This window comes from Marinobacter sp. DUT-1, assembly GCF_050379415.1.
Taxonomy (GTDB): Bacteria; Pseudomonadota; Gammaproteobacteria; order Pseudomonadales; family Oleiphilaceae; genus Marinobacter.
On the sequence record NZ_JBNRLS010000001.1, the window covers coordinates 932968 to 945663 of the forward strand.

A 12696-nucleotide genomic window follows, 5' to 3' on the forward strand; every position below is an offset into this window, starting at 1 on the left:
ACAATGCAATCCTGAGCGCCTGTGCCAATATAGACTCCAGGTAATGACCGGATCGGAACAGGTTATGGCTTTGATGAACATGATGCAGGCCGTGCTCGAAGACAGCGGCCTGATGGCACTCTGGCAGCAGGTTGCGCCCTGGCTGGCCCTGGATGAGCGCCAGCTGATCTTCGTGTTTGCCACGCCGGTCTTCATCGCCGTGGCCCTGTGGGAATACCTGAAGATCCGCCATGATCCGAGGCTGATGGATGCCCGGGAAGCGGTCCGCAACTTTGCGCTCGGCGCCGGTTACCAGGTCACCGAACTGCTGTTTGCCGGCGTGATCGCCTTCCCGGTTTATGCCCTGTGCTACCACTACCGGCTGTTGGATCTCGATCTCAACTGGCTCACCGCGTTCCTGACCTTCCTCGGCGTCGATTTCTGTTTTTACTGGATGCATCGGGCCAGTCACCGGATGCGCTGGTTCTGGGCCGCCCATGTGGTACACCACTCCTCCGAGCGGATGAACTTCTCCACGGCCATGCGCCAGAATGCCACCAACATCTTCAACGGCATGTGGATCTTTTACCTGCCCCTCGCCCTGATCGGCTTCAATCCGGTCTGGATCGGTGTCGCCTATGCTTTTTCCCTCGTGTACCAATTCTTTATCCACACCACTCTGGTGAGCCGGCTGCCCGGCTGGATCGAACTGGTGTTCAATACCCCCAGCCATCACCGGGTGCACCACGGCCGCAACCCCGGCTACATTGACCGCAATTACGGCGGCACCCTGATTGTCTGGGACCGGCTGTTCGGAACCTTCGTGGACGAAGACGCCAAGGACCCGCCGGACTATGGAATAACCCGGCCGGTTCCCTCGAACAACCTGCTGGTGCTCTGGACCCACGAGTACGTGGATCTTTTCCGCGACATGTCGCGCCCCGGAGGCATGTGGTCACGACTGAGCCATTTATGGCGTGCCCCGGAATGGCAGCGACCGGTTCGCCCGCGGGATTCGCGAAAGGCCCGGGACTGAATCCGGGCAGATCCCGCCCCTCACCCGCTCTCGGCAAGGGCTACCCGGGTTCGAATACCGCCCCGGCCTGTGGCATGATCTGACTTCAGTAATCCCTGATGAACCAAACGCCGAGGACCCATGGCAGCAGCTCCCGAACCATATTCCCGCCGATGCCCTGGCTGGCGGAGCATCTGTGCCGGCATGGCTGGCCTGTTGTTGGCAACCGTTGCGGTATCCACCAGCGCCGAAACCCTGACCGCAGCGGTCGCGGCAAACTTTACCGGCACCATGCAAAAGCTGATTCCCCTGTTCGAGCAGCAGACCGGCCATCAGGTCCGCGCCAGTTATGGCTCCACCGGCAAGCTCTATGCCCAGATTCGCCAGGGCGCCCCCTTCGACGTGTTCCTGGCCGCTGACCGGCACCGACCGGAATTGCTCGAACAGCAGGAACTGGGGGTGGCCGGCAGCCGCTTCACCTACGCCCGAGGGCGGCTCGCCCTGTGGAGCCGTTCCGTGGATGCGTTCAATGACCCTGAGGCCTACCTTGCTGCCAGCACGGGCCCGCGGCTGGCCATTGGCAACCCCCGTACGGCGCCCTATGGTGTCGCCGCCATGGAAGTGCTTGACGCCCTGGGCCTGAAAAGCATTGTCCAGCGCCGTCTGGTCCGTGGTGATTCCATCGCCCAGACCTTCCAGTTTGTCGCCACCGGCAATGCCGAGGCGGGCTTTGTCGCCCTTGCGCAGCTGCGGGCCTGGGACGGCGAGAACGGTGCCAGCTGGGTCGTCCCCGCGTCGCTGCACCAACCCATTGACCAGCAGGCCATCCTGCTGGCCCGGAGCAAATATCCGGAAACCGCGCGGGCCTGGCTGGAGTTCCTGGGCAGCGACGAAGCACGGGCAATCATCGAAAAAGACGGCTACGATACCGGTGACAGGCCGGAGCCCTGAACCCGGCAGACCTAGGCGACGGAGATTTCATGGGCCCGGAATGGCAGGCCGTCTGGCTGACACTGAAACTGGCAGGCATCACCACAATACTGTTACTGATCATCGGCACCCCGCTGGCCTGGTGGCTGGCCCGCAGCCAGCATTGGTCGCGGCAACCGGTATCTGCCCTCATTGCCCTGCCCCTGGTGCTGCCACCCACCGTGCTGGGCTTTTACCTGCTCATCGTGATGGGGCCGGATGGCCTGGTGGGACGACTGACCGAACAGCTGGGCCTCGGACTACTGCCGTTCACCTTCGAGGGCCTGGTGATTGCCTCGATCATCTACTCCCTGCCGTTCACTGTGCAGCCCCTGCAGAACAGCTTCATGACCATTGACCAACGCCTGCTGGAGGTGGCCGCGACACTCAGGGCATCGCCACGGGACCGCTTTTTCACCGTGGTCCTGCCGCTGGCGCGCCCCGGCTTTCTCAGTGCCGCGGTATTGACCTTTGCCCACACGGTGGGCGAATTCGGCGTGGTACTAATGATCGGAGGCAATATTCCGGGCGAGACCAAGGTGCTGTCAGTGGCCATCTATGACCATGTCGAGGCCCTGGATTATGGTTCGGCACACTGGCTGGCCGCCGGCATGCTGGCGTTTTCCTTTATCGTCCTGTTGAGCCTGTACAGCCTCAACGGCCGCCTTCAGCCCGGGGTGATGAAATGACCGGTTCCGCTGGCATCCAGGCGCGCTTCCAGTGCGGATTCGGAGCATTCCGGCTCGAGGTCGACCTGGAGCTGCCGGGCACTGGCGTCACCGCGCTTTTCGGACACTCCGGCTGCGGCAAGACCACCCTGCTGCGATGCATTGCCGGACTCCAGGCCGCCGACGGCGCCCTGACCGTCAATGGCGAAACCTGGCAGGACGGCTCCCGGAGCCTGCCGGTGCACCAGCGTTCCCTGGCCTATGTCTTCCAGGAAACCAGCCTGTTCCCGCACCTGAGCGTGCGCCGGAATCTCAATTACGGCTTCCGCCGGATTCCGGAGGCCCGGCGCCGGATCGGCTTTGACCAGGCGGTGAACTGGCTGGGACTTGGTTACCTGCTCGAGCGCATGCCCGAGCGCCTGTCCGGCGGTGAACGCCAGAGGGTCGCCGTTGCCCGGGCACTGCTGACCAGCCCCGATCTGTTGCTGATGGACGAGCCGCTCTCGGCCCTGGATGCACGCAGCAAGCAGGAGATCATGCCCTACCTGGAAACCCTCAGGGATTCCCTGGCCATTCCCATCCTCTATGTGTCCCATTCCACTGCTGAGGTCGCGCGGCTTGCGGATCACATCGTGATGATGGACAACGGCCAGGTGGTTGCCGAGGGACCGTTGCAACAGACTCTGGCCCGCACCGACCAACCTTTCGGCCTTGAGGAGGACGCCGGTGTGATCATGGATGCGGTGATCGGCCAGCGCGATGAGCAATGGCATCTTTGCCGGGCCGACTTTGACGGTGGCCACTTGTGGTTGCGGGACGACGCCGCACTGTCCACCGGACAACGGATTCGCCTGCAGGTGATGGCAAGGGACATCAGTATTGCCCTTAGCCAGCTCACCGAACAGAGCACCCAGAACCTGGTGCCCGCCACCATTGATGAAATCGCTTCGGACCTGAGCCCGGGCACGTCTATGGTCCGACTCATGGCGGGGAATACCCCCTTTCTGGCCCGGCTCACCAGCCGGTCGGTTCACACCCTGTCACTGCACCCCGGCCAGCGGGTCTGGATGCAGGTGAAGTCGGTTGCCATCGTCGACTGACACCCCGAGCACGAGCTATGGCCTCTTTGGCCGCAGCCGGTGACGGCCCCAGCGTTTAACCTGTAGGCATTGAATTCATCCGATGCCCACCGACAGGAGCCGTCATGAACCGGGTCAACCATCGCGTCCAAAGTGGCAACATCACGCTCCATGCCGTCACCGAGGGCGACCCCGGCAACGACGCCCTGGTACTGGTTCATGGTTACCCGGACAATCACCAGGTCTGGGACCGGGTCGTCGAGAAACTGATTCCGGATTTTTACCTGGTCCGCTATGACGTCCGGGGCGCCGGGCTTTCCGACAAACCCGGCAAGACCCGGGACTACCGGCTCCAGGAACTGGCGGGCGATCTTGAGGCCGTAGTCGACCAACTGCTGCCCGGTCGTACCTTTCACCTGGCGGCACATGACTGGGGTTCGATCCAGAGTTGGGAATCGGTGACCTCCGGTCCTCTCAGGGGCCGGATTCGCTCCTATTCCTCGATCTCCGGTCCCTGTCTGGATCATGTCGGTTATTGGCTGAGGGAACAGGCGACGGATCTGCGAGGCGGAGGTACCGCCAAAGTACTCCGGCAACTGGCCAGTTCCTGGTACGTTTTCCTGTTCCAGCTACCGGTACTGCCCGAAACTCTCTGGCGGCTGGGTCTGGACCGGGCCTGGCCCGGGATCCTGAGCAAACACGAAGGCATTGCCGATGCCCGCTTCAGCGAACTGCAGCAGGGTGATGGCATGTTTGGTGTCAAACTCTACCGTGCCAATTTCCTGCCCCGGCTGTGGCGCCCGGCACTCCGCCACACGCAGTGCCCGGTGCAGCTGATCATTCCCAAAGGAGACAACTACGTCGGGGAGCACCTGTTTGAGCGGCAGGTTCGGTGGACGGGAAAGCTGACAAGAACGGAGGTGGACGCGCCACACTGGGCACCGCTGACTGCGCCCGATCTGGTGGCGGACGCAATCAGGGAATTCGCATTCGCAGGAGGTTGGCCTGATTAACGGGTGCCGTATACCACCATGGTCTTGCCCTTGACCCGTACCAGGCCCTGATCCTCCAGGGTCTTGAGCACCCGCCCCACCATCTCCCGGGAACAGCCGACAATACGACCGATTTCCTGGCGGGTGATCTTGATCTGCATACCATCGGGATGGGTCATGGCATCCGGCTCCTTGCACAGGTCCAGCAAGGTTCTGGCCACCCGTCCGGTGACGTCCAGGAAAGCCAGATCTCCCACCTTACGGGTGGTCTGACGCAGGCGGGAAGCCATCTGCTCACCGATGAAGTACAGCACCCTCGGATCCTGCTGGGCGATCTCGCGGAACTTGGTATAGCTGATCTCGGCCACTTCGCACTCGGTCTTGGCTTTGACCCAGGCGCTGCGGGAGTCCATGTTATCGAACAGGCCCATTTCACCGAAGAAGTCACCGGCATTCAGGTAGGCCATGATCATTTCACGGCCATCGTCATCCTCGATGATGACGGTGACGGAACCCTTGACGATGTAGAACAGGGAATCGCTCTTGTCACCGGCGTATATGATGGTGCTCTTGGCGGGGTAACGCCGGCGGTGGCACTGGGACAGGAAATAGTCCAGGTGCTTGGTTTTCTGCTCAACCGGCTTGACGATAGTAGCCATAGTGCGAGTCATGCCTCCTCAGATACTGGCGGGTCCCGATGTTTATAATTCACCCGGCTTTCCCTGCGGGTTCGTTAATTTTTCTTCAAAAACACGCCAACTTATAACAAGAAGGCCAATGGCGGGCAACCGGAAAGAGCGCACACCTTGACCTCGATACCGTTTTCGGCGGCTGCCGGGGCATTCCGACTGTGCTAGCATCCGGCCTCATCACCCCTCTTTCTGACCAACGGAGACCATCACGATATGAAAGCAACCGTCGACTGGACCGGCAATGCCAGCTTCAGGGCTACCAGTGGCAGCGGCCACAGCGTACAGATTGATGGCCCCCCGGACCACGGCGGCGAGAATCTGGGGCCCCGCCCTATGGAGCTGCTGCTGATGGGCCTCGGTGGATGCTCTTCCTTTGACGTGATGAGTATCCTCAAAAAGAGCCGCCAGGATGTGACTGCCTGCCACGCGGAACTGGAAGCGGAACGTGCCGATGCCGTGCCGGCGGTTTTCACCAGAATCCATCTGCATTTTGTCGTTACCGGCCACAACCTCAAGGAGAAGCAGGTTCAGCGGGCGGTGAGCCTGTCGGCAGAGAAATACTGTTCCGCTTCGATCATGCTGGAAAAGGCCGGCGTGGAGATCAGCCACAGCCATGAAGTCCGCGAAGCGGAGTAAGGTCTGTCCATCCAGCCGGAACCGGCGGGAACTACAGATGCTAAAATGTCATTGCAGATACTATTCAACGTCACTTGCGGTGTGCATAATACGCGCCTTCTCCGCCGGTCTGCGCAAAAGGTGACCAATAAGTCACCCGGTCAGTAGTCGGTGGCGGCCTCGGCAGGGCGGACGCCTCAAGGTAGTGCCCTGCAGTCATTCATCTCCAATGTCCGGAGGGGCTGAGCATGGAAACCAAACTCCAGCTGCACGGTTTCAATAACCTGACCAAATCCCTGAGCTTCAACATCTACGACATCTGTTACGCGCAGACCGAAGAACAACGCGAAGCCTATATTGATTACATCGACGAGATGTACAACGCCGAACGTCTGACCCAGATCCTGACCGATGTGGTCAAGATCATCGGCGCCAACATCCTCAATATCGCTCGCCAGGACTACGAGCCCCACGGGGCGTCCGTAACCATGCTCATTGCCGAGCATGAGATTACTGACGGCGAAGCCAACAACGAGGAATCCCCGGGCCCGCTGCCGGACACCATCGTCGCGCACCTGGACAAGAGCCACGTGACCGTGCATACCTACCCCGAGAGCCACCCCCACGATGGCGTCAGTACCTTCCGGGCCGACATCGACGTGTCCACCTGTGGCCTGATTTCGCCGTTGAAGGTACTGAACTACCTGATCCACAGCTTCGACTCCGATGTGGTCACCGTGGACTATCGCGTCCGCGGCTTCACCCGGGACGTGGATGGCACCAAGCATTACATCGATCACGACATCAACTCGATTCAGAACTACCTGACCGAGGATACCCAGAATGCCTATCAGATGATCGATGTGAACGTGTACCAGGAGAACCTGTTCCACACCAAGATGATGCTGAAGAACTTCGACCTGGATAACTACGTGTTTGGCGTCAATGCCAGCGACCTGGATCCGGCCGAAGCCCAGTCCATCGAGGATCGCCTGCGGCGCGAAATGCTGGAAATCTTCTATTCCCGGAACGTGGAGTAAGCTCCTGCAACGGCGGTCTTCGGCGCCGCCGTTTTTCCTTCAGTTTTTTTGATCTCGCCCACCAGAATTCTGCGTTTTCATCCTCCGTGACGACCGGTTTAAATAGAACCCTGTCAAACAGCAGGAGGACGACATGACGCTTCGTTCCGTTAAACAGATCATTCCCGCACTGGAAACCTCCGACGGTGCCGGTGTCCGCATCAAGCGCTCACTGGGGCAGCACCAGTCGGTCCGGCTCGACCCGTTCCTGATGCTGGATGAGTTCGGCTCCTCCGAGGCAGCCGACTACATTGCCGGCTTTCCTTCCCACCCCCACCGTGGCTTCGAAACCGTGACCTACATGATCGAGGGGCACATGCTCCATGAGGATCATCTGGGTAACCGGGGGGACCTGCGCAATGGTGGAGTCCAGTGGATGACCGCCGGCAGGGGCATCATCCATTCCGAGATGCCGCAGCAGGAGGGAGGCATGATGCGCGGGTTCCAGCTCTGGCTGAACCTGTCGGCGGCGGAAAAGATGACCGATGCCGGCTACCGTGACATCCAGCCCGAAGACATTCCGGAGCTTGCGGTCAGTGGCGGCCTTATCAGGCTGATCGCGGGAACAGTGACGGTCGATGGCACAACCCATCAGGGCGCAGTGACCGGCCGCAGTACCGAGCCGCTCTATGCGGACCTTCAGCTGAACCCGAACGGACAGGTAACGCTGCCGGTTCCGGCGGCCCATAACGGCATGCTGTACCTGTACGAGGGCGACGCGAGTCTGGGTGATCAGGCCCTGCGGCGCAGCGCCGCCAACGTTCTTGATGACGGTGACCGGATTACCGTCAGCGCCGGAGCCAGTGGCGCCCGGCTGCTGCTGATCGCCGGCAAGCCGATTGGTGAACCGGTGGTCCAGTATGGTCCGTTCGTGATGAATACCCGCGAGGAAATCGAGCAGGCGCTGCGGGACTACCGGGACGGCCGATTGACCGCCTGAGGTCAGGCGTAGGTCTTCCGGTTCATCAGGCGCTGGACCATGGGCCGAAGCACAAGGTCCATGGCCAGCGCCATCTTCGGTCCCGGAACCACCAGGGTATCGTGACGGGACACGCTACTGCCGGAGATCAGTTGCAGCAACTGGGTGAATTTCACTTCCGAGGGGTCCCGGAACCGGATCACCACCATGCTCTCGTCCTCGGTGGGCACATCCCGGACCACGAACGGGTTGGACGTATCCACCAGGGGCACGCGCTGGAAGTTAATGTGGGTGTGGGCGAACTGCGGCACGATATCGTGGACGTAATCATCCATGCGATTGACGATGGTCTGGACCACCGCCTCCTGGCTGTAGCCACGTTTGTGGGTATCCCGGTGGATCTTCTGGATCCATTCCAGGTTCACAATGGGAACCACCCCTATCAGCAGGTCCACGTACTGGGCGATGTTGTAGGTGTCACTCACCACCCCGCCGTGCAATCCCTCGTAGAACATGAGATCGGTGTCTGCCGGCAGCGGTCCCCAGGGCGTAAAGGTCCCCGCCTTGTGGCCGGCTGCAATCAGGTTATGGTCCTCATCGTGAACATACTGGCGATAGCGGCCATTACCGGTGTGACCGTAGTCGTAGAACAGCGCCTCGAGCTTGTCGATATGATTGGCAGCCAGGGCAAAATGGTTGCGCTCACCGAACTGGCCCTTGGCCGCCAACCGGGCCATCTGTTCCCTGTTGTAGCGATGAAAACTGTCACCACTGACCATGGCCGCGCGCAAGCCCTCACTGGCGAACATGCGGCTGAAGATCTGCCCGGTGGTCGTGGTACCGGCACCGCTAGAGCCGGTCACGGCAATGATCGGATGACGCTTTGACATGGACTCTGCCTGTCCCGGTTTACAGAAGGCTGTCGAGGGATCGGGGCTTCTCCACCACGAATCCCTGGGCGTAATCCACGCCCAATTGCCTCAGCATATCCAGAACCTCGCGGGATTCAACCTGTGAGGCAATGACTTCCCGCTGCATGTAGTGCGCCATCTCCACCATGGACCGGACCATGGCGCGATCCATTTCGCTGGTGGTGAGCTGGCTGGTGAAGGCACTGTCGATCTTGATCAGGTCCACCGGCAGGGAGCGCATGAAATTGAAGGAGCTGGGGCCGCTGCCAAAATTGCCCAGGCAGAACCGGCAGCCCAGTTCCTTCATCTCCCGAATAAACTCCGCCACCGCCTGGATGTCGTTGATGGCCGAGGCTTCGGTGAGTTCAAACCATATCCTCTCGATCGGCGCATCCTTCTCGCTCAGCTTTTCATAGATGAATTCCAGCAGGGACTGGTCATTCAGGCTGTAGCCGGACAGGTTGATGCAGACACCACCGAGGTGACGGGGGTCCGGTTGACGCTCCCGGAGCCAGTCGAGCATCTGCCCGACCACCCAGCGATCGACCGCCTGCATGCGGTCATAACGCTCGGCCATGCGGACGAAATCCCGACCGGTAATCAGATTGCCGGCATCATCGTACATGCTGATCAGGATCTCGTACTGGGGCGACATGGAGGTCCGACCGTGCAGGGGGATGATCTTCTGGCACCGCAGCAGCATGCGCTCCTCGTTCAGGTCACCCAGGCTGGCAACCTTGGCAGCAATCTGCTCCTGACGGGCCTGATCATCCGCATCCGGCACGTATTCAACGGCCTGACCATGGCCTTGCTGTTTGGCCGCCGTCAACGCCTGCTCCGAGGCACGAAGCCAGCGCTCCGCATTCACCAGGCCCGGCAATGTCGGCACGATACCGGCACTGGCGGACAATTGGTAGCTGCGACCACTGAAACTGAACCCGGTGGCCTCTATCGCCTTGATCAGGTTGCCGGCCGCCTCCCTGGCGTCCTCAGCGGGCAGCAGCATGGCAAATTCGTTACCGGCCAGGCGCGCCAGCGGCATGCCGTCTCCCACGTGACTGCAAAGGAGGTCGGCTACCTGTTTCAGGGCATCGTCGCCGGCCTGGTAGCCGGCGGTATCGTTGAGAATCCGGAAGCGACGGAGATCCAGCCGTACCAGGGCGCGCTCATCTTCCCGACGGGCCAGTTGCTGATCCAGCATACGCTCGAACTCCCGCCTTCCCAGCAGCCCGGTCAGGTCGTCGTGGGTAGAGGCCCAGGACAGCTGGTCATAGACCTTCCGCACCATGCGGTCGATACTTTCATCCACCAGCGGGCGCTCGTACTGGTTATCCGGCACGATAACACCCTTACGCATCTGCCGGGCCAGTGCTTCCAGCTCCAGTTCCACTACCCGCATACCCTGGTGATTCACAAATACGAAACGGCTGAAGCCCCGGGCAACCCAGACCAGGCGGATGTACTGGGGCTTGTCCGGATTATCCTGATCCCGTAGCCAGTCCCCGGTCCGCAGCTGCTGGGCACGATTGATCCAGCGCTGGAGACTGCGTTGCTCGCGGTCTGAAAGTTCCCGCTGTTCGTCCTCGGCGGTGCGGGCCGGCGGTACCTCTACCAGTTCCGGCTGCTGATCAGGGCGGCGTACCAGGAACTGTTTGAGTTCGTTGCGAATCTGGGACGAGGGCATGTGGTTGCTGGAAATCGACGCCAGGCCATCCTGGATCACCCTGAGCAACTCCGGCAGATTGATGTTACTGCCCGGATCGTCGGCGAAAGCCAGCAGCGAATCGATCACCGACAGGTAGTCCTGCCAGAGCTGGCTGTCCGGGCCCTGGCGGATCCATGTCAGCGACAGCAGGTCCCGCCAGCCGCCGTCAAGAAGGCTCAGGACTGCCTTCGGCACCTTGCGGCCCGCCACCCGCTGGTTGAGAACCTCCGCCACCGCCTTCTTGGATTCCGCCACCTTCTGAGCCCCTTCGGCGGCAGCCGTAACCCGCTCGACATTGCGGCGGTAGACCAGATTCTGACGGTCAATCAGGGTATCAAGCTCCCGGACGGTCTGCTCGAACACCCCGGTATCCTGCTCGAAGTCGGTGTTGATTCGCTGGATCAGCTCATCCACCCGGCGCTGCACCACCGAGTTCACCCGGCCGCCTTTCACACCAAGCTGGGCCAGGCGGTTCATGACACCGCGCACCGGACTGTCCTGATCATCAAAGAAAGCCGGATCCCGCATGACCACCTTCAGGACCGGCACCTCCAGCTGCCGTATCCGGCTCTGGGCATAGTCACTGAGCTTGGGGCTCTCAACCACGCTGCGAAAGAAGCGGTCGACCACATCCAGGGTTTCCTGCTGTTCCTCGTTCAGCCGTTGGTCGCCGCTCTCGCGAACCCGCTCCACTACCCGCTCCTTCAGGGGCAGATTTTCAGCCACCGCCTCCCCTGCCTGCACCTGAAGCTGCTGCAACTGGCGCTGGAACTCACCCGCTGACAACGGCTGGGCATTGGGAGGGAACGGTATTGGTTCGGCATCACCGCCTGCAAGGCGGCTCGCAGAAAGGGTGGAGATGAGGTTGCGTACCGTGGCGAACGCAGTCTGGGCAGCCTGGGCATAGCCCCGGAATTCCTGACCCGCACGCCCGACAGAAGACCCGGCGCGCCCGGATGTCGCTTCTCGGATCCGCTGTACCCGGGCGGGGGCGGGTTCCGGTGTCTCGGATACCGGCTCAGGCTGTTTCGCTCTCCGGGGTTCCTCCTTCCTGATGGTGTGCTCAGTGAGATATTTGCTCAGATCCAGATCCGGCAACACACCGTGTCGAATGAGGATGCTATTGAGTTCCTCATAGAGCGGACCGAGCTGTTGCAGCACGGTTTGTTCGAACACCTTGAGACAAACCTTCTCCACATCCCGGGACAGTTTCAGCTGGCTGAGGCTGGCATGGAAGGCTTCGCACACCAGTGCCGGACCGAGCGGATTGTGGTGCCCGGTAGCATTGGCTATACCCAGCTTGTCCAGGCGCAGCTTCAGCTGCAGAAGATCCCCACGGTACTGGGTATCAGCCTTGGTCACCATCACCCGGATGGTCAACCAGTCCTCGAATTCGCCCTTGTCGACAATGGAGAGTTCGGAGCCGGGAAAACCCTTGGGAGCCGGTTTCAGGGGCGATTCCAGGTTTCGAGACATGTGGTGCCAGATCACCCGCTGCCGGGCCTGGATCTGACCCGAGGCATCCATGAATTCGTTGGCCAGTTGATCGTTGGCTGCTTTCTGGGCAGCCTGTTTCAGACCGGCGACCATCTGGACAACACAGGCATCCATCAGGGGCTCGATAAACTGGCTAACCGCCTTGGCGCACTGGTGCAGGACGAACTGGATTCGGTCATTCGGGGCATGCAGGGAGGAGCGTTCCTGATGCCGGGAGCCCCCGCACTGGGCAATCATGGCGTCCAGGGCTACGGGATTCGAGCGAGTGAAGTTCACCCCCATGGCACCGTCAATGCGACGAACGATACTGACGTGAAGTTCATGGGCACGACGGCCATCTGCACTGCGGAAGCGCACGATCAGTTCCGGTTTTGCGTCACGGGCGAGAGCCTGGTCAAGCTTTCTGGAGGTTTCGCCGGAATAGCGGACAAACAGCCCCTCGGCACAAAAGTCGGCAATCTGGCAGGGCCAGGATTCACCGCCACCCAGGTCGATCTGGGCAGCCAGTTTGATAGGTTGGCGGGGACTTCTACGACGTTCTCTTGATTCCATGAACAACCTGATTTTTCGTACCAC

General features: G+C 61.0%; 11 protein-coding genes. 8 read left to right on the top strand and 3 right to left on the bottom strand.

Going from position 1 to position 12696, the window contains the following annotated elements; all coding sequences use genetic code 11:
- Positions 1–64: 64 nt before the first annotated feature.
- The 5 genes from ACQUTG_RS04310 (at position 65) to ACQUTG_RS04330 (ending at position 4723) form a co-directional block, all read left to right on the top strand.
- Positions 65–1015: a sterol desaturase family protein gene (locus tag ACQUTG_RS04310; protein ID WP_428918197.1), complete on the top strand. Its 951-nt coding sequence runs from the start codon at positions 65–67 to the stop codon at positions 1013–1015.
- 120 nt (positions 1016–1135) lie between these two features.
- Positions 1136–1945: a molybdate ABC transporter substrate-binding protein gene (gene modA, locus ACQUTG_RS04315; protein ID WP_428918198.1), complete on the top strand. Its 810-nt coding sequence runs from the start codon at positions 1136–1138 to the stop codon at positions 1943–1945.
- 29 nt (positions 1946–1974) lie between these two features.
- The gene (modB, locus tag ACQUTG_RS04320) at positions 1975–2652 is read left to right on the top strand and encodes a molybdate ABC transporter permease subunit (RefSeq protein WP_428918199.1); all 678 of its coding nucleotides are present in this window, start codon (positions 1975–1977) and stop codon (positions 2650–2652) included.
- Positions 2649–3731 (top strand): molybdenum ABC transporter ATP-binding protein, encoded by a 1083-nt coding sequence (gene modC, locus ACQUTG_RS04325; RefSeq protein ID WP_428918200.1) that lies wholly within the window; start codon positions 2649–2651, stop codon positions 3729–3731. Before modB ends, modC begins: the two co-directional genes overlap by 4 nt.
- A gap of 104 nt (positions 3732–3835) precedes the next feature.
- Entirely contained in the window at positions 3836–4723 is an 888-nt protein-coding gene (locus ACQUTG_RS04330) for an alpha/beta fold hydrolase (protein ID WP_428918201.1), read from the top strand.
- On the opposite strand, the gene crp is transcribed toward ACQUTG_RS04330, so the two are convergent.
- Entirely contained in the window at positions 4720–5361 is a 642-nt protein-coding gene (crp, locus tag ACQUTG_RS04335) for a cAMP-activated global transcriptional regulator CRP (protein WP_007153756.1), read from the bottom strand. The genes ACQUTG_RS04330 and crp overlap by 4 nt on opposite strands.
- A gap of 246 nt (positions 5362–5607) precedes the next feature.
- On the opposite strand from crp, the gene ACQUTG_RS04340 reads away from it, so the two are divergent.
- The 3 genes from ACQUTG_RS04340 (at position 5608) to ACQUTG_RS04350 (ending at position 8028) form a co-directional block, all read left to right on the top strand.
- Positions 5608–6030, top strand: a complete 423-nt coding sequence (locus ACQUTG_RS04340) for an OsmC family protein (protein WP_428918202.1) — start codon at positions 5608–5610, stop codon at positions 6028–6030.
- 227 nt (positions 6031–6257) lie between these two features.
- Entirely contained in the window at positions 6258–7049 is a 792-nt protein-coding gene (speD, locus tag ACQUTG_RS04345) for an adenosylmethionine decarboxylase (protein ID WP_428918203.1), read from the top strand.
- A 133-nt stretch (positions 7050–7182) separates the two neighbouring features.
- Positions 7183–8028, top strand: a complete 846-nt coding sequence (locus tag ACQUTG_RS04350; protein WP_428918204.1) for a pirin family protein — start codon at positions 7183–7185, stop codon at positions 8026–8028.
- Between the two features lie 2 nt (positions 8029–8030).
- Here the strand turns inward: ACQUTG_RS04350 and ACQUTG_RS04355 are convergent, their stop codons facing one another.
- On the bottom strand, positions 8031–8897 hold the full coding sequence (locus ACQUTG_RS04355) for a phosphoribulokinase (RefSeq protein ID WP_428918205.1): 867 nt from the start codon (positions 8895–8897) through the stop codon (positions 8031–8033).
- Between the two features lie 19 nt (positions 8898–8916).
- Complete coding sequence (locus tag ACQUTG_RS04360) at positions 8917–12672, bottom strand: DUF1631 family protein (RefSeq protein WP_428918206.1); 3756 nt, start codon at positions 12670–12672, stop codon at positions 8917–8919.
- Between the last annotated feature and the right edge of the window lie 24 nt (positions 12673–12696).

What these genes read in the sequence shown, in the direction of transcription:
- ACQUTG_RS04310 (WP_428918197.1), top strand. Translation starts at nt 65, where the DNA reads ATGGCTTTGATGAACATGATGCAGGCCGTGCTCGAAGACAGCGGCCTG.
- modA (WP_428918198.1), top strand. Translation starts at nt 1,136, where the DNA reads ATGGCAGCAGCTCCCGAACCATATTCCCGCCGATGCCCTGGCTGGCGG.
- modB (WP_428918199.1), top strand. Translation starts at nt 1,975, where the DNA reads ATGGGCCCGGAATGGCAGGCCGTCTGGCTGACACTGAAACTGGCAGGC.
- modC (WP_428918200.1), top strand. Translation starts at nt 2,649, where the DNA reads ATGACCGGTTCCGCTGGCATCCAGGCGCGCTTCCAGTGCGGATTCGGA.
- ACQUTG_RS04330 (WP_428918201.1), top strand. Translation starts at nt 3,836, where the DNA reads ATGAACCGGGTCAACCATCGCGTCCAAAGTGGCAACATCACGCTCCAT.
- crp (WP_007153756.1), bottom strand. Translation starts at nt 5,361, where the DNA reads ATGGCTACTATCGTCAAGCCGGTTGAGCAGAAAACCAAGCACCTGGAC.
- ACQUTG_RS04340 (WP_428918202.1), top strand. Translation starts at nt 5,608, where the DNA reads ATGAAAGCAACCGTCGACTGGACCGGCAATGCCAGCTTCAGGGCTACC.
- speD (WP_428918203.1), top strand. Translation starts at nt 6,258, where the DNA reads ATGGAAACCAAACTCCAGCTGCACGGTTTCAATAACCTGACCAAATCC.
- ACQUTG_RS04350 (WP_428918204.1), top strand. Translation starts at nt 7,183, where the DNA reads ATGACGCTTCGTTCCGTTAAACAGATCATTCCCGCACTGGAAACCTCC.
- ACQUTG_RS04355 (WP_428918205.1), bottom strand. Translation starts at nt 8,897, where the DNA reads ATGTCAAAGCGTCATCCGATCATTGCCGTGACCGGCTCTAGCGGTGCC.
- ACQUTG_RS04360 (WP_428918206.1), bottom strand. Translation starts at nt 12,672, where the DNA reads ATGGAATCAAGAGAACGTCGTAGAAGTCCCCGCCAACCTATCAAACTG.